The sequence below is a fragment of the Bradyrhizobium altum genome (assembly GCF_020889705.1).
Classification (GTDB): Bacteria; Pseudomonadota; Alphaproteobacteria; order Rhizobiales; family Xanthobacteraceae; genus Bradyrhizobium; species Bradyrhizobium altum.
Genome location: NZ_JACMYP010000158.1, coordinates 1 through 21317 on the forward strand (window position 1 = coordinate 1; position 21317 = coordinate 21317).

18 protein-coding genes and 3 pseudogenes are annotated in these 21317 nt (G+C 57.7%); 9 read left to right on the forward strand and 12 right to left on the reverse strand.

The annotated features are described in order from the left end of the window. The 4 genes and pseudogenes from tnpA to H8B02_RS30560 form a co-directional block, all read right to left on the reverse strand. On the reverse strand, positions 1 to 344 hold a 344-nt coding region (tnpA, locus tag H8B02_RS30545; RefSeq protein ID WP_229169622.1), incomplete at its 3' end, for an IS66-like element accessory protein TnpA. 347 nt (positions 345 to 691) lie between these two features. Next, entirely contained in the window at positions 692 to 1042 is a 351-nt protein-coding gene (locus H8B02_RS30550) for an SGNH/GDSL hydrolase family protein (protein ID WP_229169623.1), read from the reverse strand. Between the two features lie 24 nt (positions 1043 to 1066). Further along, positions 1067 to 1773 (reverse strand): annotated as a pseudogene (locus H8B02_RS30555) (S1/P1 nuclease). 47 nt (positions 1774 to 1820) lie between these two features. After that, positions 1821 to 1982, reverse strand: a complete 162-nt coding sequence (locus H8B02_RS30560) for a hypothetical protein (RefSeq protein WP_229169625.1) — start codon at positions 1980 to 1982, stop codon at positions 1821 to 1823. A gap of 140 nt (positions 1983 to 2122) precedes the next feature. Here H8B02_RS30560 and H8B02_RS30565 point away from each other — a divergent pair, with 140 nt between their 5' ends. The 3 genes and pseudogenes from H8B02_RS30565 to H8B02_RS30575 all read left to right on the forward strand — a co-directional run. Then, a complete protein-coding gene (locus H8B02_RS30565; protein WP_229169626.1) occupies positions 2123 to 2371 on the forward strand; it encodes a hypothetical protein in 249 nt (82 codons plus the stop codon). Between the two features lie 270 nt (positions 2372 to 2641). Beyond that, positions 2642 to 2971, forward strand: coding sequence for a DUF6650 family protein (locus H8B02_RS30570; protein WP_229169627.1), 330 nt, complete (start codon positions 2642 to 2644; stop codon positions 2969 to 2971). Between the two features lie 615 nt (positions 2972 to 3586). Further along, positions 3587 to 4020, forward strand: a pseudogene (locus tag H8B02_RS30575) (NEL-type E3 ubiquitin ligase domain-containing protein); the annotation flags it as partial. A gap of 861 nt (positions 4021 to 4881) precedes the next feature. On the opposite strand, the gene H8B02_RS30580 reads toward H8B02_RS30575, so the two are convergent. From H8B02_RS30580 to H8B02_RS30590, 3 genes are all read right to left on the reverse strand, one after another. Next, positions 4882 to 7128 carry a T3SS effector XopP-like protein gene (locus tag H8B02_RS30580; RefSeq protein WP_229169628.1) on the reverse strand — a complete coding sequence of 749 codons (2247 nt, stop codon included), beginning with the start codon at positions 7126 to 7128 and terminating at the stop codon, positions 4882 to 4884. A 638-nt stretch (positions 7129 to 7766) separates the two neighbouring features. Then, positions 7767 to 7997, reverse strand: coding sequence for a hypothetical protein (locus H8B02_RS30585; protein ID WP_229169629.1), 231 nt, complete (start codon positions 7995 to 7997; stop codon positions 7767 to 7769). A gap of 404 nt (positions 7998 to 8401) precedes the next feature. Then, positions 8402 to 9643 (reverse strand): cytochrome P450, encoded by a 1242-nt coding sequence (locus tag H8B02_RS30590; RefSeq protein WP_229169630.1) that lies wholly within the window; start codon positions 9641 to 9643, stop codon positions 8402 to 8404. Between the two features lie 1170 nt (positions 9644 to 10813). On the opposite strand from H8B02_RS30590, the gene H8B02_RS30595 reads away from it, so the two are divergent. Beyond that, the gene (locus H8B02_RS30595; protein ID WP_229169631.1) at positions 10814 to 11557 is read left to right on the forward strand and encodes a radical SAM/SPASM domain-containing protein; all 744 of its coding nucleotides are present in this window, start codon (positions 10814 to 10816) and stop codon (positions 11555 to 11557) included. Positions 11558 to 11693: 136 nt separating this feature from the next. On the opposite strand, the gene H8B02_RS30600 is transcribed toward H8B02_RS30595, so the two are convergent. Then, complete coding sequence (locus tag H8B02_RS30600; RefSeq protein ID WP_229169632.1) at positions 11694 to 11843, reverse strand: hypothetical protein; 150 nt, start codon at positions 11841 to 11843, stop codon at positions 11694 to 11696. A 95-nt stretch (positions 11844 to 11938) separates the two neighbouring features. Between H8B02_RS30600 and H8B02_RS30605 the strand changes: the two genes are divergently transcribed. From H8B02_RS30605 to H8B02_RS49385, 3 genes are read left to right on the forward strand one after another with little or no spacing between them, the layout of a single operon-like run. Next, a complete protein-coding gene (locus H8B02_RS30605) occupies positions 11939 to 12859 on the forward strand; it encodes an integrase catalytic domain-containing protein (RefSeq protein ID WP_229169633.1) in 921 nt (306 codons plus the stop codon). Then, positions 12822 to 13361: a hypothetical protein gene (locus H8B02_RS30610; RefSeq protein WP_229169634.1), complete on the forward strand. Its 540-nt coding sequence runs from the start codon at positions 12822 to 12824 to the stop codon at positions 13359 to 13361. Before H8B02_RS30605 ends, H8B02_RS30610 begins: the two co-directional genes overlap by 38 nt. Next, positions 13358 to 13447 (forward strand): hypothetical protein, encoded by a 90-nt coding sequence (locus H8B02_RS49385; protein ID WP_512699916.1) that lies wholly within the window; start codon positions 13358 to 13360, stop codon positions 13445 to 13447. Before H8B02_RS30610 ends, H8B02_RS49385 begins: the two co-directional genes overlap by 4 nt. Before the next feature lie 528 nt (positions 13448 to 13975). Here H8B02_RS49385 and H8B02_RS30615 read toward each other — a convergent pair. Both H8B02_RS30615 and H8B02_RS30620 read right to left on the reverse strand, forming a co-directional pair. Continuing rightward, entirely contained in the window at positions 13976 to 14371 is a 396-nt protein-coding gene (locus tag H8B02_RS30615; protein ID WP_229169635.1) for a hypothetical protein, read from the reverse strand. Between the two features lie 231 nt (positions 14372 to 14602). Continuing rightward, positions 14603 to 15844, reverse strand: coding sequence for a cytochrome P450 (locus tag H8B02_RS30620; protein WP_229169636.1), 1242 nt, complete (start codon positions 15842 to 15844; stop codon positions 14603 to 14605). Between the two features lie 1741 nt (positions 15845 to 17585). Between H8B02_RS30620 and H8B02_RS30625 the strand changes: the two genes are divergently transcribed. Then, positions 17586 to 17771 carry a hypothetical protein gene (locus tag H8B02_RS30625; RefSeq protein WP_229169638.1) on the forward strand — a complete coding sequence of 62 codons (186 nt, stop codon included), beginning with the start codon at positions 17586 to 17588 and terminating at the stop codon, positions 17769 to 17771. 143 nt (positions 17772 to 17914) lie between these two features. Here H8B02_RS30625 and H8B02_RS48155 read toward each other — a convergent pair. After that, positions 17915 to 19183, reverse strand: a pseudogene (locus H8B02_RS48155) (NAD(P)/FAD-dependent oxidoreductase). A gap of 145 nt (positions 19184 to 19328) precedes the next feature. Then, a complete protein-coding gene (locus H8B02_RS30640) occupies positions 19329 to 20081 on the reverse strand; it encodes a 50S ribosomal protein L11 methyltransferase (RefSeq protein ID WP_229169639.1) in 753 nt (250 codons plus the stop codon). A 605-nt stretch (positions 20082 to 20686) separates the two neighbouring features. Between H8B02_RS30640 and H8B02_RS30645 the strand changes: the two genes are divergently transcribed. Then, on the forward strand, positions 20687 to 20950 hold the full coding sequence (locus H8B02_RS30645) for a hypothetical protein (protein ID WP_229169637.1): 264 nt from the start codon (positions 20687 to 20689) through the stop codon (positions 20948 to 20950). Positions 20951 to 21317: the final 367 nt, after the last annotated feature.

Sequence of the window (21317 nt, forward strand, 5' to 3'; positions counted from 1 at the left end):
GCAGTCCCTTTGGGTTCCGAAGCACGCACTTCATCGCAAGTCGCCGGCAAATCCACCGTCGCCACGCCGTCTTGCCGCGACAGGGCTCGATCGGCGGACCCCTCAAGCTGAACCGGGATGAACGCCGGGCGTGAGGACGGCGGCAGCGACCTGGTCGCGGTGTGCTTCTTGATCCACTTCCGAAGCAGGTTCGCGTTGACCCCATGTTCGAGCGCAAGCCTCGATACCGAAACCCCAGGCTCAAGGCAGGCCGTGACAAGACGCTCTTTCGATGCCGCCTCGTAGCGCCGGCGACCGTTCCGGCCAACAAGCCTGACCCGCAGTTTCTGATCATCCGCTGCCATCACAAGGTGTCCACCTATTTGGTGGACACCTCATGCATCAGAGCACTCAAAAGCAAAAGGTGCGGAGAAATTCGCGCTTACCGTCAAAATTGCTGATCATCTGATCAAAGGGGCCCACGATCGAGGTGCCAGCTGCGCATGAGTTCAAAGCGGCGGAACAGAGCGACGTCGTGCTCCGTCGAAATCTTGCCGATGATACGGAGCATCTCTTCGGTCGCGGCGGTCGGCCTCTCCTGTTGGTCAAGCACAGCGGGTGCGCATTGAAGGCTCATAAGGACTACGTCGGCGTTCGCGCCCGAGAGGTGATCTAGGCCCCGAAGAATGGCCGCTCCAACGTCGTCTAGAAATTAGTCTTTCCATGCGGCGTTCGTGCCGATTTGCCAAATTACCAGCGCTGGTTTGAACGCGAGCACGTCGTTCTTGAATCGCGCAGCCTCGTCTGGCGCCTCTTGGCCGTTTAAGCCGACATTATGCATATTGATCTTTGGGCCCGGGAAGCGGGCGCTCAGCGCGGGCGCGAGCTTGTTCGGGTACGAGTTCTCCTTTGAACTCGCTCCTTCGCCTACCGTCGACGAAGAACCGATGGCAACAATGCTTACATCGTCGGGACCGTGCAGTGCCTCAGCCAGGAGGGGCAAATGCTGGCCCAACGAGATGAGGTCCTCACGCGTCTCGCAGCTTGGGTTTGCCGACGTCATCTTCTGCGCTTCCTGGCCAGATGGTTATCCGTTAGTCGGAGCTGTCACTTGGTAGGTATAAGGGCACTGCGACGAACTGAAGACGTCGTTCAGGTACCGCGCCAAGCGTAGGCCAGCGAAGCCGAGTTGCTGCGTTACGAGTGGTGTAGCCCGATCGTAATAAGCTTGGTCCAGGGTATCACCAGCTACCCAGATATTGCGGGCGATCGCTTCATTGTGAGCATCCTCAGTCCACATGACCGGATCGTGCTTGGTGTCGGTCTTCGCAGCATCGCTGGTCAGCCAACCTGACTCAAGATTATCGACAGAAGTCGGCCAATTGTACTCCATCGCGCGTATCAAGGTCGTCTCCCACATCTTGTGAAGATTGTCGGGCGGCGTCGAACACTTGTCCGCCGTGCAGGTCTTGCCCTTGAACTGGATCACCTTGATTGCGATCCCGTTGCCGCCGCTGCTTTCCCATATCGTGTGAAACGGCTGATGAATGTCACCGACGAAGTGAACGGCGAATTTGAGGGCTCGAAGCTGTTGTCGCCGGCGGTGCAACGCAGGTCATTCTTTAAACGCGAGAGCTCGTTAATGACGCAGTCGCCTTGCTCAGGCTTCTCCTTGGGGCACTCTGTTGCCGGATCGTAGTGCGTGTCCTGTCGCGGAATATCGACGAAATGCCAGTTATAGGTCTCATTCGGCTTTGGACCATTGTAGCGGACCTCGTCAGCCCAGGTCGAAATCGAGGCAAGTGACGGGGTCGTGCCGCGTTGGGGCTCGCCTGAAGTATCTAGGTTATGGCCTGCGCCGCGTTCTGAGAGAGCCGCCGCTGTGCGATTTCAGTGACGATCGAATGCCCTTCTTCGCCCCAGGCCCATGCATTGGAAGTTGTCAGGGTCAAAATCAACGACAGAAGAATTCGGCGCTTCGCAAATTTGAATCGACCGCTCATGAGCCCATCCTCGAAGTAAGTAAGATGATTATTTTTGATCCGTTTGTTCGACTTTAGCTAGAAAATGGTCCATAGTGCAATCTAGCGCTTGAATTGTTTTACGACGGAACGCCGCAGGCTCATTTTAGAAGACCCTCGCGATGACTGGCGAATCGCCCGGTTATAGAATGCCCGAGAAGCTGTACGATATCGCTGATTTGCTGCAAGGATATGATCCGAGCGATAAGTTGGCTTTTGTAAAGTCATGGGATTTCGGGGCGTACGGTCGCTACATTTCAGACGGGGCTGCAACGCCCGCCTCACTCGAGATTAGACTTGCTCAGGCAGAGCATGACGCGCGCATTGGAGAAGCCTTGGAACGCGTTTCTCGATCGCGAGCCGAAACCTGAGTTGGTTGGGGCCGGTTCACCCGCTTTATGGTAGTCTCCTGCCCAGAAGGTGCTTCCTTGGAGGGCGACGGGTTGTATCCTATTTCGGTGACCAGATTGGGGTCGGCATCAATTCGAAGCACCTGTTCAGCTACAGGAGACGAACATGGCCTCTCACGGGAAAAAGGTCCGAGTAAAATCAGTTTCCCTTAGCGTTCTTGGTATCGGTGGTGGCGTAGGGGGAGGTAAGCGACGCAGAACAAAAAGCGGTCCAAGGATTGATTTGCGTACATGGAAGATCGCCGTATATTGTTCAATACGCCCGATCAGCAGATGCGGGAAAAGGCCGATCCGTCTGTTGACGACATACGCAGCGAGTGCACCAATGTTATTGGCAAGCTCGATAGCAAATCACCTGCTGAGGCCGCTGTACGCGGGATACGACGGGCTTGTCACCAATTTCTTTCGCAGATAGGTGGTCCGGGACGGGCCGAGACCGACTTTTATTTCGCCCTAGGAGAACTCCGTGCGGCTGTTGGCCTCCATGTTGCCGCCCTTTCTCAGGCTTACAATGTGGGGGTCGAGGACCAACTCGCGCGCATACTGCCTAAAGACGATTAGCTGATCGATCTTTCGGTCAGATGACGATATGCGGCTATCGTGCTTCGGCTCGCAGTTTGGGATTCGGAACCTTTCCGTCTTTTTGCGTTGCGCGCGCTTGAAGCGCTCGCCGCGATACCGTCATTGCCGGCTCTTGGCAATATTCTGACCACGTCCGGCGACCTCGCCCGGGGATACGATGGCAAGGCTGACCAGGCGCGTCTGTGGCTCAACGTCAGGCATAGCGCCCTGAAGGACCGGGGGGCGAAGCCTTACAAGTCCGACCTGGTTCTACGGCCTCTGCCTATAGTCAGGGTTCTTCAGGGACGACTAACGGGGGCGGGGAGATCGATGCGCGGCGTGCTTTCCACTATCTCGTCCTGCCGAACTGAACCCATGCGCAGGTCTGGACGATGGGACTTCATGCGGAGCAGGATGCGTCGGCCGCGTATTGCGCGTTCGATCTGGACGGCGATATCGCTTGATTCGCTCAGGCGGCCAAAGTCGTTATCGATTGCGGGCAGGCGAGGAGATGGACAGAAGTCAGCCGATATGATCGGTGGCGCGTCAGAATAATAATCTGCCAGAGCGATGAGTGAGAGAATGAAGTGTTAATTCAAGGATCGCGGACAGCCGGTCGACGAGATCGAGGTCTACCTCGCCTACCAGACCCAGTTGCGCGAGCCGCTGGAGCTGCGACACGTCGCCCCCGACATGCGCTTTTTGACGGTCTCTCACGTTACCGGCGACGACGTTGCGAGCGCGATCGCAACGGTGCGACAGCGGGAAGCCACAGGCTTTGCGGACTATCTAGCAACGCGTTGGCAACCTTGGGAAACGGTGCTCAGGCGCACTGCCCCCGAAGAGCATGCAGAAATGGAGGAGCGGCTCGTCGATGCGATGGGCGAGGAGTTTCAAGTTCGGCTGAACCAAGGGCTCGCCGAAGTGGGCCTAGCGGGCGATGCCGATGCCGAGCGGACGCTCGGACCTCAAACCCTAACGAGATCGCCCTCGAGATCAAAAGCGAGGTGATGCACCGGGTGCTTGGGGCGCACGGCATCGAGCTGTAAAGATCGGTTAGACCAATGGTACAGATTGCTGTCGTGAGCTCGCGCCGCGCTCAGTGGACAGAGCCCGGCATGCTGATCGGGCTGCGGAGGCATCGCTTATTCAGCGATGCCATCCTTACTCAGTGTGTGATGGCGATCGAACAGTAAATTGCCGCCTCTATATCGATGTGAATTCCGGTATTGGAATTGCCGCCGTGAGCCTTTGACAAGAAGCAGCTCCGCCCTCACGCGGCTGAGACACTCAAGGAAGAACGAAAAGCCCCAGCATCTTCTGGGGGACCTGGAGGCCGGGATGCTGGGGCTCTCGTCGCCTTATCAAGAGAAGCAAACGGATAGGCGGCGTCATTGTGCATTGCAAAGTCGATTCGTCAAACCGGAGGGCATGCTTGTCTCTCGGGCATGCCAACTGCCGCGCGGCAATGAGGATGACAGTGCCCAGCCAGATTGTCGCGCTATAGCCAACCATCCGAAAGCCAAATCCCACCGGAGCTTTGCCCGTCAGTTCGCGGCGGACATGCAGGCCTTTCAGGCCGAGCGCGGCTACATCCAACCGGATCGTCCGCCGGGACCAAGCACATGTTTCCGCCTGCCGCGCTCAGCGGCTATAGCTTCCTGCCCGCGCGCCGATCTTCGGCGCCACCAATCGCCTCCTAGTGAGAGCTTACTTGCCGGTGATCGAAAATGATCCGGCTCGCCGGCCGACGAGCCTCTCGTTGATTTGGTGCGTGTTTTCTTCCCCCGAGTTCCATCCTTTGGGAGATGGAGTTGAAGGGCCCGGTGCGGCTCAGGTAATCCGCCGAGCCGACCTGGAGGCATGAAAGCTGCCATCGAACGGCTTACTGCCGCGAGACAAGAAGCTCACTAGATTCCCAGTCGCCCCATCTGCGCCGACACGTGTCCCGGATCGGGAAGGTGGTACCACGCCTGGCCGCCAGCTGCGGTGCTCAACAACGACCTACAAAACGCAGGTGTGAGCTTGCCGCGGTGGATCACGACGTTCTCGTGCCCCTCGGCGGCTCGAGCGTTCTGCCAGTTCTGATTATAGCCGCGCTGTTCATTGGACTTCACGTGGCAAGCGGCGAAGTCGCGGTCGCCCAGCGTTGCCAATTGCCAGGCATATACCGGCCGCTTGGTATGGATGTGCACCCACATCGGGCTTGGCGTCGCACCACTGCGGAGCGCCTTGGGCTGCAGCTTGATCTCGAACAGCGTCCCTGGCTCCTCCTTCAAGGCACGCGGTGGATCCACTGACGCCAGTTCCCCCGCCGCCCGCAACTGTTCAAGGTAATTTTGCGATGGAAACGCATAGGTCTTCATGCAATCGCTCGTGATCGCTGCCTTTCCCGCGTTCAATGAGTTTGCCTGTCCCTGCACCTGGGACCACATCGTCTTGAGCCGGACTATTTTTTCGTGCACTTCGGGCACTTGCGCAGCCGTGAGTAGGCCACGTCGGCGAGGCTCCTCCAGCGCGGCTACACAGGCCTCAATCTCGGCGGCCTGCGTCTGCGAGCGCTTAATGACGAGATCCAAGACGTGGTCGGCGTCCTCGGGTTTCATCTGGCGCGCTTGCGAGACGGCGCTTTGCTGAGCCGGCAGATCGAACTGCAGCAGCTCATCCAGTCGCTCGAGTAATCCCGCCAGTGCTTTCCTGGAGGGCGGAGCCTGCCACATCTGGAGGTGCTCGGTGGTGGATGACGCCCTCGCGCGTACCTCCTCCGCGGTCGCGAGTTTCTTGGTACCGAGATCCGAGAGCACGATAACCTTGCCTGTCGAGGCCGTGGCCGCATCGAGCCTGGCGAGTTGCGGCTCGGGCGGGCGGGCCGTCGAACTCCCCTCGCCTGCGGCCGCTGCGCGCCTTCCTTTGCCCTTTCTGCGCGCTGCACTGCCTTCGCCCACCACGGCGGTATTTTCCGCCAGCGCAGCCCAAGCCGGCGGTTCAATCGTGGCTGCTAACTTTGGCTGCACTGCCAGCAGCCGCATGACTTCGTTCGCCGTAAGCCACGCACCTTCCACGATCTCGTCCAGCAATCCCAACGGAAGGTCAGCTCCCGTTCCGGCCTCCCTCAGCGTGGCAACCATTGAGCTCACCCCTGAAGCGAATTCCGAAAGCCGCTCCATGACTCCTTCCAGAACGGCGCGATGCTCGGCGTCGAGCGGCGCCCCGTTGCTGTTCAGAACGGCCTCCATGGTCGAGACGAACGCCGGAAAAACATCCCGGATGAAGGTACCGAGCAGACGCACCCGCCCGTTCCCGTCCATGAGAAATTCGTGTACGGCTGGTCCGAACGTGCTCGCTTGCACATCAATCAAGACCTGCGCGAGAGCGATCAGCTGTTGCAGATACATGCATTTCGTATTGAGTGCCCAGCCGGTATGCAGTCGCAGTGCAGCCTCTTCGGCCTTGCGCATCTCGGCCGTAGCGCTTGGCAAGTCGGCAGTCGCCGCGCAGACGGTCTGCATCCGCTCCGAGCGCAGTGCCTTCTTTCCCCACCACTCCATGCAGGCCGCATAGTGTTCCGCCACGCTTGCAACCACGCGGCTCAGCTGGTCGGGCGTAGCGGTGCCTTTGACCTTCTCGAGCCATCCTGCTGCTGTCTTTCTGTTTTCCTCAAGTTGGTAGATAATCTGCGTGGCCACCGCGTTACATTCGGCGCCCGCGTCCAGCGTGTCATCGCGGAACCGGCGAGCCCGCTCGTCGGGCAGAATGCGCCGCGCCAAATCTGGGGGCAGATGGGCGTAGTAGTCCAGAATTGCTGAGCCTGCCCTAACGACTTGGTCGATCAGCTCTTGCGCCTCGGGAAAGTTCGGGGCGTGCGAGGCCGCCCGACGACAAGTATTGAACTCCTCAAGCAGGCTGCCCAACTCTCGCTTTGCTGCGTTGATCTCGTCCCGCGTTGGCGCCACCACATCCGAAGTTGGTGGCTGGTTCGCGAGCGGCGCGGTTCTATCTTGAGGACCGGAGCGCATCCGCTCCACGACGGCGTCGAAAGATTGACTGCGTTCCCCTGGGACGAGGCGGGGCTCTAGGCTCGAACTGCTTAACCCCCCGGCGCTGTCGGATCCCGCAGCCCCAACATGCGATGTGCCAGCTCGGCCAACGCCTCTCATATCTTATCTCCGATAAATTCGACAATGTGCAGTCTGCCCGGATAGCGCGCTTGGCTGACGAGTAGCTGACCGAGAGCGTTTTTTTCCGGATGCACAAGAAGGCCGAAGTCGCCGTGGGTCCACTTTCGCAGCTGCTGTACCGTTGGGGGCCGCGATGTGGAAATGGCCGCGTCAGCTGCGGGACAGTCACTAGCAGCACATAACTGCTGCGCGAGGCGCCTCGCCGTTATCTGCACTGTGGACTGCGACAGTATCGGCCGCGAGGCGATCCGTAAGAGTCCCTCCCCTCTACCGGTGGCTTCGTGCACACGAACTGGGCCAAAGCCATCCCAAACGCTGGAAAGCAGCGAGGAGAACGCTCGCGCCCTGAATAGTGAGTTGTGGTCAGGCAGAAATGACCTGCGTATACTCGGATGGCTGACCTACGGCTGCCGCACGCGTTCCGCTCTTAGGAAGGAGACTTACACCGAAGAGCTCACGAACCGAGCGGCCATACACCGATTGTGGCGAGACGTAGAAGGCCATGAGCAACAACATTTTCTCCCAACGCACGAATCGTGCAGAATCGACGTTTCGTAAATCCTTTGCAAAACATATCTCGCGAAGCCGCCGCCCATCCAGGCCCGGTCAGACCCACCTTACAGAAATATGGCAGCGAACGCACCAAGTGCGCCGAGCGTCAGCCCGATCAGCGAACCGGCTGTCGGCAGATCCCGAAAGAGCAGAAGGGTGAGTATCGGCTCCACCACCAGAATAGTTCCGACCGATATTGCGACAATGATCCAGATATTCTTCAGATGCATGTAGCCTAGCGCGTATCCGAAAACGAGCAGGATGCCACCGAAGGATATCAGGAGAAACATCGGCAACAGTATTGCCAGATCACCGCTGGCCTTTCCAAACTGCCGTGAAGGCAATCAGCTCGGCGATGATCGAAAGCGCTTCTCCAAGGAAAATCGCTGCCACCGCTACAATCTTCAATATCAAGCTCATCGGCCTCTACGGTTCCGGCTATCCAAGGCAACCGGAGACGGGGCATCGGAGTAACCGCTGAGGTTGCCTTTTCGGCCTGTCAGGCGCTTGCAAGGCGCCCGCGCGCGCCACGCCTATCGCTCCTCACGGGCACTTCAAACGTCTGCCCGGTTGTTGACTGGACCCCGACCTGCAGCACTTCGCGTCAATCAAACCATCTTCGCTGCTTGGAGCAGCGAAGATCGTTCAGGGCGAGCCCAACCCAACCGCGTGCCGGCTGCCACACCGGCGCGATCAGGGCCTAGGCTGCAATCCGCACGGGAAGTGCGGAATAGCCGTGCACGAAGTTAGATGCAATTCGCTCGGGTTCGCCGACAACCTTGACCTCCAGTCGCGCATCCAAAATCTCTTCCCAGAGGACTTTCAACTGCAGTTCCGCAAGATGTCGACCAACGCACCGATGGATGCCGAATCCGAACGAAAGATGCTGCCGCACATTCTTGCGGTCGATGACGAAGCTGTCGGCGTTCTCGATGACCTCTTCGTCCCGGTTGCCAGAGATGTACCACATGACGACCTTGTCGCCCTTCCTGATTTGCTTCCCACCTATGATGCAATCTGCTGCAGCGTTACGTCGCATATGTGCGATCGGCGTCTGGTATCGAATAATCTCGGACACGGCACTCGCCACCAGCCCCGGATTGTCGCTTAGTTTTCGTAGCTCGCCCGGGTGCTGATTCATGAACAGGACGCCGCCGGTAATCGAGTTGCGGGTGGTGTCGTTGCCTCCCACGATCAGCAGGAGCAGATTCCCGAGAAACTCATCCGGCGTCATATGGCGCGTGGCGGGCGAGTGCGCCATCAAGGAAATGAGGTCGAGACGCGGCTCGGCATCGATGCGCTCGTGCCAAAGTCGGGTGAAATAGTCCAGGCATCCGGACAAGATTGTACTTCGTTTGTCCCAGCTGTCGACCGCATGACCTGCTCTCGGAGGAGTGACAGCGACATCCGACCAATGGGTCAAGAGTCGCCGGTCTTCGAAGGGAAAGTCGAAGAGTGTGGCCAGCATCTGCGTCGTCAACTCGATGGACACCATGTCGACCCAATTGAACGGTTCATTGCGTGGCAAGCCGTCCAGAATTGCCCTGACCCGAGAGCGGATCAGGCTTTCGAGCTTCGTCAGGTTATCCGGTGCAACTATCGGACTTACGGCATTGCGCTGCTCGGCATGTTTCGGAGGCCCCATCTTGATGAAACTTGGGGTCCAGTGCTCGTCAGGCACGTCGACGATAGTGATACCTTGCTCCGACGAAAATGTTCTGTGATTTGTATCTACTGCTACAATATCGCGGTATTTCGTGAGGGACCAATATGGGCCATAGCGGCTGTCTTGGCAGTAGTGAACGGGATCTTCCCTTCGCAGCCGCTCAAAGCACCCCCATATGCTATCATCTTGAAAGCGCTTGGCTTCGCTTACATCCAGGCTGCTCAGCGGAATACTTGACGCATCATCGGCTCCCAAGTCTGCCAATCGCGTTTTCATGATCGTCTCCCGCCGATTCTGCTCGCTCAAGAGCTTACGGATCCGCGTGGTCGCGATCCATGGTGTCGACTACTGTGGCGCTTTGATTGCGAGCAGGTCGTCGCTCCAAACAGAGTATCCCCCAAAGCGCAGGAGGTCTCCCCTACCATTTCCGGCAGTAAGGATCGGATTGACTTTCCAACTCATCTGCTCCAGTGGATCTGAGAGCCATCATCGCCACACCGGTGCCGCCTAATGCCGGCTAAATCGCTGCTCGACCTATCAAACAGGCGCCATGTGGCAGCCGCTTTCCACTTTTTAAAAGTACCAAATGCGACATCTTTGGCTCGTCACGGTCGCACTTGAAGTTGTTACCCGTTGTCCGCATCGGTGCCGTGGCAATCACTAGCGCTGATTGTCGCCGACCAGATCCGTTAGCGCCGCTCCGCGCCGAGGGACACTAATTTGTTGTTCAACTGGCAAGCGGCCTGCTTCATCCATCGTCCTGACCGACAGAAGCTTTCGCGGAGGATCGCAGCCAAGGGCTGCGATGCTCGATCCTATATCTATCCCATTTATGGTCCGAACCATTCGCGATGGGCTATCCCCTGCGCGGCAAATGAAACTGTGGCCGGAAATCCGCGCCGCCATCGGGAGAAATTTGAGACGCCCGTTTGGCCCGCTCAGATGCAGGCTAAGCATCACTACTGCTCCGAAAAGCGTCTCCACAGACCCTTACGCGAGGACATCGAACCCAGCACCTGACGGCCGAAACGAAACGAGGATGTAAGTGACAGCCCAACCGTACTAAGCGGCGCTCAACGCGTAGAGAGCAGTATTCGACACGGCAGATCGGTAGTCCTTCAGTGCGCGCAATATCGAAACTCGGCGCATTGTGAGCCGTGATACTGGAGCTTCGTTTAGGCCATTTCGATAACCGACCTGCACTTTAATTGCGATCCGTAAGGAGCAAAGCAAGCAGTTGCGCACTGATGGCGACTCTCCTTCTCCAGCAACTTCTTGCTCCGGCACCTGAAAGGACCAGGCAGAATGACGGCATACCATATGATGTTACAGAACTCGCGCGCATCCCATCCTGGTGGCAGGGTATTGGAGATAACCACGACCGCTGGATGCATCGTCAGATGTTCTTATTGCCCGCAGGACAGGTTCGCCGATCGTCAAAGACCCGTGTCCCAAGCGAAGCACCTCGGTGTTCAGGATTTCAAGCGATGTCTGGCACGCGTACCAACAGCTACCGGCATCGGTTTTGCCGGCTACTCGGAACCTTGGCTGCATCCGGCGTGCACCGGGATGGTTGAGCATGCGTACGCACGCGGTCACGACGTCCGAATCTTCACGACGCTTGTCGGAATGAACGGGAGTGACGTTCGGCGCTTGCAGGTGCTCCAGTTCAGCGCTTTCGTTGTCCACGTTCCCGATGACGGAACTTATATGAACAGCCGCCTTATCGGAAAGACCTATCTCAATGTCATGCGCCGACTGGTCGAGGCGAACATTCCCTCAATTCGATTCGTCGTTCTCGGAAACGTCCATCCCGATCTCGCCGACATCATTCCCGCCAAAATGCTAAAACGCTTGCGGCCGCTGAGTAGCAGGCGGGGACATATTGATTTGAATATCATCAAGCCGCGACAGCCGGTCGTCGGACCTTTGACATGCATGGGCAAACAACAGTATCGTAATGTCCTTCTTCCAAACGGCGACGTTACATTGTGTTGCATGGATTTTGAGCGGCGTCATGTCCTGGGCAATCTTTTGCGCGACGAGTACGAAGACCTGTTCGAAGGGCGAACATTTAGCGAAATCGTCGATCGCATGAACGGAACGGATGGCTTTCTGCTTTGCAGGATATGTGAATTTGCCAAGCCGCAGACGTCGGAATGGTGTGTGGGAGCCGACCAGCAATCGTGAGGGCAGGCCCGCGCGAGGGCGGATGTCAAAAATCCGCTGAAGAACCACACAAGAGCGACGCCAACTCGCCTGCGCCGTGCCCGGAAGAGCCATGCCGATAGAAAGTAACCGGTATGAGCTCCCACGTCCGCGATGTTTAGCGGTCGCGTGCGTAGCGGATGGGCATCCAGTGCTGGCGCAGCGCCTCGACGACGGCTGGGATATCGAGGTAGGCGTTACGGAGGAAATCCTCGGTTTTGCGACCGTTTCGTGGCGGTCCGAGCAGCGGACGGGCCTGATCGCGCATTGCCTCACTAAAAATGTTACCGGACAACTTCCCTGTCGCGCCTGGGGCGGAGCTGCCGAATCAGTTCGGTGGCGGCTATGGCAGGGAGGATCAGCATGCGCGCAAAGCGCGAGATCACGTCAGCGCTGGCCGAGCGTTATCGGGCGGGCGGGCGGCTCGAGAAGGGACGGATCCTGGACGAGCTTTGCGCCGTCACGGGATGGCATCGCAAGCACGCGATCCGAGCACTGTCAGTGGCCGAGGCATTGGGATCGGCCGTGCCGCGGCGGCGAGGCCGGACCTACGGTGCTTCCATTCGGGTTGCACTGATTGTGCTATGGGACGCCTCTGACCGGCTCTGCAGTAAGCGGCTCGTCGCAATGATCCCGTTCTTGCTCCCGGCACTTGAACGGCACGGCAGATTGAAGCTTTCTGCCGATGAGCGGTCGCTAGTTTTAAAGGTGAGCGCGGCGACGATCGATCGCCTGCTGAGCGACGTAAAGATCGCAGCAGCCGGAGGACGCAGACGGCGGGCGGGGTTTTCCAGTGCCGTACGGCGGCAGGTCCCGGTGCGCACATTCAATGACTGGGGATCGCCTCCGCCGGGGTACTGCGAAGCGGATCTGGTTGCGCACGGCGGCATGTCCGTAGCCGGCGCGTTCATTCAGACGCTAACAATGGTGGATATCGCGACGGGATGGACTGAATGCTTTCCGCTCGTCGTGCGTGAAGCAGCTCTTGTGGTCGAGGCTCTCGAGCGCGCGCAGAACCTATTTCCCTGGCCCGTTCGCGGGCTCGATTTTGACAACGACAGCGCCTTCATGAACGACACGGTCGTGTCGTGGTGCCGCTCTCACAATGTCGAAGTCACTCGTTCCAGGGCCTACAAGAAGAACGATCAGGCATTCGTTGAACAAAAGAACGGAGCTATCGTTCGCCGCCTGGTGGGGTACGGGCGGTTTGAAGGCATTGATGCCGCTCGCTCGTTAGCTCGCCTGTTTGCGGCTGCACATCAATTTCCTCCAGCCCTCGTTTAAGCTCAAGGAGAAGCACCGCGAAGGTGCCAAGGTGATCAAAAACTATCTTCCTCCGGCTACGCCGTACGAAAGAGCATTGGTCCACCCGAGTCTCAATGAGGCATTTAAACGTAGGCTGCGGGAGATTTACCGCACGCTTGATCCGGTGGCATTGCTGGCACAGGTGCGGGACGCTCAAAATGAGCTGGGCAAGCGCGTTGATCAGCGGGCCGGAAAGCCAGCGATGATTATCGCGCCGGTGCAAAGCGACTTGGCGGCTTTTGCCCGAGAGCTCGGCGATGGTTGGAAAGATGGTGAGCAGCGGGGCATTCATCGGCGCCGCTATGTGCGGCGCAAGCCTGTGCCACGCCGGCCATCGATGCTCGACCCGTACATCCCCATCATCGAGGAATGGCTCGCCGCGGCTTCGCACTTGTCCGCGGTCGATCTTCTCTCCCGGCTGGAAGCGCATGCGCCTGGTCGGTCAGCGGGCATCAGCGGCGTACGGTGCAGCGATGGGTGAAGAATTGGCGATCAAAGGCCGCTCGACAGCTCATCAGCAGCACGGAGATCACACTAGCGGTCCAAGCTTCGTGCCTTAGGATCTAATCCGGTTCTTTCGCCGAATCACCGCAAGCCGCTCGCTCGCTACGGCGCTCTGGACGGCGCGCTTCGCGAGCGGCTTGCTCGGACTCGCGGCAGCTGCTTCAGGAGAGACTAGGGTGCGCTTCGGTAACATTGTCATCTGAGGCAATATGAAGGGGCAGCTTTCCATGGCGCGCGACATGTCTATGGAACAGCCCTGCCAAGGGTCATCCCGAATACTGAAGAGCCGTCACAAGCATGCCCGCATCGTGGAACGGACTGGAGGATCGTGGTGAAAGAAAGTACCGGCGGATGTCGATTTGCAGACCCTCGGCAGCCGCAAGCGTCTTATTATCCGGGAAGGAGATGCTGGTGTTCGACCGAAGAATTCACGAATCAAACGATGCGCGGATCCCGGCTAGATGTGGAACGTCCGTCCAAACAACATCTTCTTCTCGCATTCTAATTGAGCAGAACCGACGTTGCTCAACTCCTTTTCAAAATACGATTTCGCTGAAGATGCCATCCATTTTAGCGGTACTTAAAATACGCTCATAGCAATACCGCAGCGAGCGTGCCAAGCGCACCGAGCGCCAACCCGATTAGCGAACCTACCGTCGGCACGTCTCGAAACAGGAGAAGCGTGAGAATCGGTTCCACCACTAAAATTGCTCCCACCGATATCGCAATGATGATCCAGATATTCTCTAGATGCATGTATCCTAGTGCATATCCGAAAACGACAAGGATGCCGCCGAAGGATATCAGCAGGAACATCGGCAAGAGCGTTGTCAGGTCCCCGCCGGCCTTTCCAAACTGCTTTGAGGCAATCAACCCTGCGATTATCGAAAGCGCTTCGCCAAAGAAAATCGCTCCGACCGCTACAATCTTCAATGCTAAGCTCATCGCCTGACGTATCGAAAACGCTGGGTCAAAGGTAACTTCCAATGCTGGAATCCATCTCCTGACTGCCTTAGACAGTTGGAGATGCAAGGGCCCTCGGCTGGGCACCACCATTCATGGCTTCTCGCAGGCACTCAACGTCTGCTGAATGCTGCCCAGTTCCCGAGGCCGACATCCCTCACGCCGGTTAACCGCTTTCGTTATTGTGCAGCGACGAGAGTGAAGAAGAAGACGAAACTGAGCAGCTGGGCGGCCGCCAAGCCCGAGCATCATGGCCTAAGCTGCAATCTGCACAGGAAGTGCGGAATAGCCGTGAACAAAGTTGGACGCAATTCGCTCGGGCTCGCCCACAACCTTGATCTCCAGTCCAGCCTTCAAGATTTCTTCCCAGAGGATTTTCAACTGCAGCTCAGCAAGATGCCGTCCAACGCAACGATGGATCCCGAATCCGAACGAAAGATGCTGCCGTACGTTCTTGCGGTCGATGACGAAGCTGTCGGCGTTCACGATGACATCTTCGTCCCGGTTACCAGAGATATACCACATGACGACCTTGTCGCCCTTCCTGATTTGTTTCCCACCTATGATGATATCGGCCGCAGCGTTGCGCCGCACATGTGCTATGGGCGTTTGATATCGAATAATCTCGGATACGGCGCTCGAGACCAGCTTGGGATTATCGCGTAGTTTTCGCAGCTCGGAGGGGTGCTGGGTCATGAACAGGAGGCCGCCGGTAATCGAATTGCGCGTGGTGTCATTCCCACCCACGATCAGCAGAATCAGATTGCCGAGAAACTCGTTCGGCTCCATGTGTCGAGTTGCAGGCGAGTGCGCCATCATAGAAATCAGGTCGAGACGCGGCTCGGCTTTAATGCGCTCGTTCCAAAGCCGCGCGAAACACGCCAAGCACTCGGACAAGATCGCACAGCGCTTGTCCCAGCTGTCGATGGGCTGGCCAGTTTTCGGAATTGCTACAGCTACGTCCGACCAGTAGGTTAAGAGCCGCCGATCCTCAAACGGAAAGTCGAATAGCGTAGCAAGCATCTGCGTCGTCAACTCGATGGAGACCCTATCCACCCAATTGAAGTCATCGTTGCGCGGCAAGCCGTCCAGAATTGTCCTGACGCGACGGCGGATCACGCTTTCGAGTTTCGTCAGGTTTTCTGGCGCGACGATCGGACTTACAGTATCACGCTGCTCGCGATGCTTAGGCGGACCCATCTTGATGAAACTCTGAGTCCAGTGCTTGCCAGGCACGTCGGCAATGGTGACACCCTGCTCCGAAGAGAACATTTTGTGATTGGTATCTACCTCTACGATATCGCGGTATTTCGTTAGCGACCAATATGGACCATAGAGGCTGTCTTGGCAGTAGTGAACGGGAGCTTCCCGTCGCAGCCGCTCGAAATAACCCCACATGCTATCATCTTGAAAGCGCTTGGCTTCGCTTACATCCAGATTGCTCAGCGGGATATTACACGCGCCCTCGGCTCTATAGTCTGCCAATTGCGTTTTCATGATCGTCTCCGCAGATTTTGCTCTCTCGAGAGCTAAGGGATCCACAGATCGCGATCCATAGTTTCGAGCTGGCGTGGCGTTTTGGTTGCGAGCGGGTCGTCGCTCCAGCAGAGTATCGCAAATCCTAGGTCCGTCTCCCCTACCATTTCCGGCAGGTAAGGATCGCGTTGACTTTCCAACTCCATCTGCTCGAGTGGATCGATGAGAACCGTCCGCGCTACACAGGCAGTGCCGAATGCCAGCGACGTTGCTGCTCGCGCGATCAAACAAGACGCAATGCGGCCGCAGCTTCCCACCTCTTTAAGAGGCAAAATGCGACGTCTTCGGCTCCTCACGCCGCGCTTACTTCCATGCTGGCCGCTGGATTGTGCGGTGACCACTACCCACACTGATCGTACGTCCACGAATACGGTTAACGCCGTTCCGCTGAGAAAAGCCAATTAGTTCTCATGGCAACCAGCCTGCTTCATCCATTATCCTGACCAGAAACTTAAACGGGACAAGAAGCTTTCGCGGACAATCGCCGCCGAGGCCTGCGATGCTCGGTCGCTTGTCCATCGCATTCATGGCGCCCGAACCATTCGCGAGGAATATCACCTGCACCAAAAATGGCAAATCATAGAGAGTAGTCCGGAACCCGCGCCGCCATCGGAAGGCTTTAGGATGTCCCATTTGGGCAGGTCAGATGCTGGCTTCGCATCGCCACGGCTCCGGAAGCATCTCCGCAGCCCCTTCTAGCGAAGACACCGGGCCCAGCATCTGACGTGTGCCGACACGGAACGAGGATGTCAGTGACAGGCAACGATGCTGAGCGGCAGTCGACGCGTAGAGAGGAGAAATCGACACGCCAGACCGGGTCCCACCTTTCGGCAGCGGATTATCGAACTCGGCGCATGGCCAGCCATGACATAGCAGCTTCGTCTAGCCCTTTTCGCCAGCGGCCTATCCCGGATTTGCAATCCGTGAGAAGCAAAGCAAGCCCTGCGCACCAAACGCTCCGCTCCCTCTCCAGCAATTTCTTGCTCCGCCACCTGAAAGGCCAGAACAGAATGACGGTATATCCAAGGGAGTTACAAAACTTACGCGCAGCCAATCCTGGTAGCAGGATTTTGGAGATAACCACGACCGCAGGATGCATCGTCCGGTGTTCTTATTGCCCCGAAGACAAGTTCGCCGATCGCCAAAGACCTGTGTCTCAAGCGAAGCACCTTGGCCTTCACGATTTCGAGCGATGTTTGGCACGCGTACCAACGGCTACCGACATAAGTTTTGCCGGATACTCGGAGCCTTGGCTGCATCCGGAGTGCACCAGGATGGTTGAGCATGCTTACGCACGCGGCCATGACATCCGAATTTTCACGACCCTTGTCGGAATGAACGGGAATGAGGTCCGGCGCTTGCAAGTGCTACAGTTCAGGGCTTTCGTCGTCCACGTTCCTGATGACGGCACTTATGTGAACAGCCGCCTCGTTGGAAAGTCCTATCTCAATGTCATGCGCCTGCTCCTCGAGGCGAACATTCCCTCAATTCGGTTCGTCGTCCTGGGCAAAGTCCATCCTGATCTCGCCGACATCATTCCCGCCAAAACGCTAGAGCGCTGGCGGCCACTGAGTAGCAGGCGAGGACGTCTTGATCCGGATATCATCAAACCAAGACGGCCGGCCGTTGGAACTTTGACGTGTATTGGCAGACAACAATATCGCAATGTCCTTCTCCAAACGGCGACGTTACTCTGTGCTGCATGGATTTTGAGCGGCGTCATGTTCTTGGCAATCTTTTGCGCGACGAATACGAATATCTCTTTGAAGGACCAATCTTTCGTGAAGTTGTCGATCGCATGAACGGAATGGGCGGCTTTCTGCTCTGCAGGATGTGCGAATTTGCCAATCCGCAGACGTGGGGACGCTCTATGGATGCCGACCAATAATTGTGACGGCAGGGCCGCGCGAGTGCGGATGTAAAGAATTCACGTAGAACGACACACGACCAAAGCCGATTAGCTCGCCACGTGCCGGGAATGGCCGCCGATGGGAAACCCGCCGATCGGATATACGACTGACACTAGGCGGATTAGAGCCGCGCTTCAGTGAGGTGAACCACTTGAGAGCCTGCTCTATAGAGGGCCTCATGGGCGGCACAAAACCGCCGATGTTCAACCGGCGCGGCCGGGAGTGGTAGATCCTTTTCCGCAAGGCGGCCGAGGACGTAGGACGCCAACGCAAGGCCGAAGACGGTCCAGGTGCAATCCCGCGCCCGTTGTAGCCACCGAAGGATACCAGGTTACGGTCGAGCTTGTGAAAGCGCGGCAGGTGATCGGAAGTCATCCCGATCATCCCGAACCAGCAGGTTTCGAACTCGTGGTCACCCAACTGCGGAAACAGCCTGCGCAGCGACCTCACCGCCCAGGCACGGTGAACCAAGGCGGCGATACCCTCCAGAGCTCCAACGCTGCCGAACACCAGACGACCGGACCGATCGAAGCGAAACGAGGAAAGGACCTCGCCGGTGTCCCATGCTCCTTGCCGTTCGGGCAGGATAGAGGTCCTGAGACGATCTGATAAGGACTGCGTGGCCAAATTGAAGTAAGGTAGGCGAATTTGCTCTCGCTGAACCTGCAGCCAAGGTCTTTTGCCGTAGGCGTCGGTAGCGATGATCACCCACTCAGTACATACGGATCCCATCGCCGTGCCGCCCCTCCAGTCCAACCCCATTTCGCCGACTCTGAGGACGTCAGTCTGAGTGCATATCCTCGCGCCCCTGCAAGCGCAATGCGTGCCAAGCCGCGCGCATAGGCCAGAGGCTGAATTGTACTGGCGCGCTTGTCTAGCAGCGCGCCGGTATAGTTGCCACCTCCAATCTTTCTGCGCGTCTCCTCCGCACCACGACCGGAGCGCCGCGTTTCTGCCACTGTTCGGCACGTATCTGGATTTCCTCCAAGCCCGGTGGCCGACCGCGCGATGCAGGGTCCCCCGCTCAACTTCGCAGTCGATCCCATGTCTCTCGATCAGTTCAAAACCTCTTCGGTCCTCCACCCAGTAATTCGATGAGCCGCTCTCCAAAGGGAGGGCCGAGCGTACCTGAGAGCGTGTCGGACATAACCCACATGCCCGCATTGACGAGCCCGACGTTGCGCCCGGAACCACCGAATCCAATTTCGGATGCCTCCAGCAGGAGACCGCGCACGCCTGCCTTCGCGAGGTGAATAGCCGCAGAGAGCCCAGTATATCCGCCGCCGATCACAACGACATCGGCTTGCAAATCACCCACGAGAGGACCGGTATAGGGCGGCGCTGGCGCTGTCAGCTCCCATAAGCCGTGCGATCTGCGACTGCCTTGCATCGGACGAACTCGTTCTGCAGCCCCATTAACTCGGCCGGCGGCCTTCGTTGTGGAACTGCCAATCCGAACACACCTCGCACTGAACTGGCACTTTAACAGGTTGACCAGTAGCGGCGCTTGGGAGGATCCAGGAGCGGAAGCGGCTTCACCGAACCGTGAGCTCCCAGATGATGCGGATGTGCCCTCCATGAATCGATGGTCGGAAAATGTGCATATTTCTAACGCGCAGCTTACTGTCATCAATCAAGTTCAGGACGCGCCCAATATCTCCCTGATCCGAAAAGACGACATACATTAGACCATCGGCATTGAGCCAGATATGTGCTCCCCCTAGAGCTGCGGCCATGACCTTGTGATCTTCGTCAAAGCAAGAGCGCTCCAGGTCGTCCTTTGCTTTTCGGTTCCAATACGGTGCGGCAAAGAGAATAAGGTCGAATTTTTCTTTAGGCTGCAGCGCAGAATAAATGTCACTGAGGCGCACGTCTGCGTGCTCGGAATAACCCAGCCGCTCGATGTTTAGCTTTGTGTTGAGAACGGCTTGCGGGTTAATATCCAGAGCCACTAGGTGTTCTGCTCCAGCGCGGAGTGCTGCCAAGCCCAACACACCTGATCCGCATCCCAGATCTAACACTGTTGCTCCAGATTCGATGTGCCACTTCGATATCAAGGCGTCGGGAGCATGACTTAGGCGTGGCGACAGCACACCAGGAAGAATGTGCAAGAGCATACCGCACACTTCCACGTCGTGCGGGAGTTCGCATGACCGTAGATCAGCGATCATTGCGTCCACATCGGTCGTTTGACGCCTCGCCGATACGGTTGGGGATGCCGTCATTTCAACTCTCCATTTTTGCAGCGCGATCAGAAGCTGCCTTGCCTCATCATCGACCGCTCCCATCAATGAAATTACTCTATTGAGCGCGTAGGGGTAGCTGCCGCACGCTCGATGCTCTGTGAGAGCACACCGGTCTACGGGATTGAGAGCATGGCTTGTCCTGCGTCTCTGAACGCCATCGGCCTTCGCGAGCTATCGTTGCCTCTTAGTACCAATGCCCCTAGCAACGACCGTGCCATCACCATTCAAAACGCGCTCGGCCCCTGATCTTCCTTGGAATAACGGCCGGCGACAGGCCCTGAGCTGTTCTGCCGCTGGCCCAGCGTGTCGGTAACCGAACACGTATATCCAGCCACATCATTTGTCAGCGCGCTCCGCTTGCCGCAACGCCGACAGGTGTCACGCTTGAAGCGCTCAGAAACGAGATCGACGCCTCGCCGAACAGCAATCAGCACGTTGGTCGCCCGCGAGCAGCTCCCGATGACAGCGTCGGTCGGGACCGCGTCTTCGACGACTTGGCGGGGTCGTCATATGTCACACTGCGGCCCTTTCAGAACCAGGACAATGATTGCAAGCCGCGCACGGAAGAAAGCACGAGCGCTATATCGCATGTCCGTAACACGGCTCGGGATCATTCTTGCGTTGGAGATACTCTGGAGCGATATACTATGGACCGGGCGCTTCAGGCTGGTTGGCATATGCGCGGCAAGACAGCATCATCTCTTCTCGTGTCGCTGGTGGAGGATCCCTCCAAACTGGTTGTTTCGCGCGACCACTGGGCGAGAGCGATCGCCAACAATGCGAACACGCTGCACACCTACATTGTCCCGAAGTCCGCGGTCTGGACGCCCGACGACGCGCTGAGCAGTATCGGGCTCGGAATGAACGTTGAGGACCAGGACAACATTGATGCGGATGTGGGTCTGATGTGATCGCTGGGCAACATCAGCTCTGTTGGAGCGCCGACCGAATGATGCTGCAAATATAGAAAGGGCTCTTATTCCGCTTTTTCCCAATCAGCGCATGATCAAGCAGCGACACACGAGAAGCTATTCTCTCGCAAGCGTCCCGGCCGGCCTGACCTCCGGCCTTTCGGCTCACCGCATTGCATGCCGTGGCATAGCCCCACGACCTCCCGGCACGGATGCTTTCCTCGAAACTCGGCAGAAATCTAGATTGAAACTCAAGGGCCGCCTTTTGCAGAAAACGGGAAGGCCCGTCTTGCGCAGCTGCTTATCGCGCGCAACCACACGCATGCGCCGCTGGAGGTCAACATCGCTGCGTTCCCGTGAGCTGCTG

Coding starts and splice junctions, on each gene's coding strand:
- H8B02_RS30600 (WP_229169632.1), bottom strand. CDS start 11,843: ATGCGCGATCAGGCCCGTCCGCTGCTCGGACCGCCACGAAACGGTCGC.
- H8B02_RS30580 (WP_229169628.1), bottom strand. CDS start 7,128: ATGAGAGGCGTTGGCCGAGCTGGCACATCGCATGTTGGGGCTGCGGGA.
- H8B02_RS30565 (WP_229169626.1), top strand. CDS start 2,123: ATGACTGGCGAATCGCCCGGTTATAGAATGCCCGAGAAGCTGTACGAT.
- H8B02_RS30625 (WP_229169638.1), top strand. CDS start 17,586: ATGGATTTTGAGCGGCGTCATGTTCTTGGCAATCTTTTGCGCGACGAA.
- H8B02_RS30640 (WP_229169639.1), bottom strand. CDS start 20,081: ATGGGAGCGGTCGATGATGAGGCAAGGCAGCTTCTGATCGCGCTGCAA.
- H8B02_RS30605 (WP_229169633.1), top strand. CDS start 11,939: ATGCGCGCAAAGCGCGAGATCACGTCAGCGCTGGCCGAGCGTTATCGG.
- H8B02_RS30620 (WP_229169636.1), bottom strand. CDS start 15,844: ATGAAAACGCAATTGGCAGACTATAGAGCCGAGGGCGCGTGTAATATC.
- H8B02_RS30590 (WP_229169630.1), bottom strand. CDS start 9,643: ATGAAAACGCGATTGGCAGACTTGGGAGCCGATGATGCGTCAAGTATT.
- H8B02_RS30570 (WP_229169627.1), top strand. CDS start 2,642: ATGGAAGATCGCCGTATATTGTTCAATACGCCCGATCAGCAGATGCGG.
- H8B02_RS30560 (WP_229169625.1), bottom strand. CDS start 1,982: ATGAGCGGTCGATTCAAATTTGCGAAGCGCCGAATTCTTCTGTCGTTG.
- H8B02_RS30550 (WP_229169623.1), bottom strand. CDS start 1,042: ATGACGTCGGCAAACCCAAGCTGCGAGACGCGTGAGGACCTCATCTCG.
- H8B02_RS30645 (WP_229169637.1), top strand. CDS start 20,687: ATGGACCGGGCGCTTCAGGCTGGTTGGCATATGCGCGGCAAGACAGCA.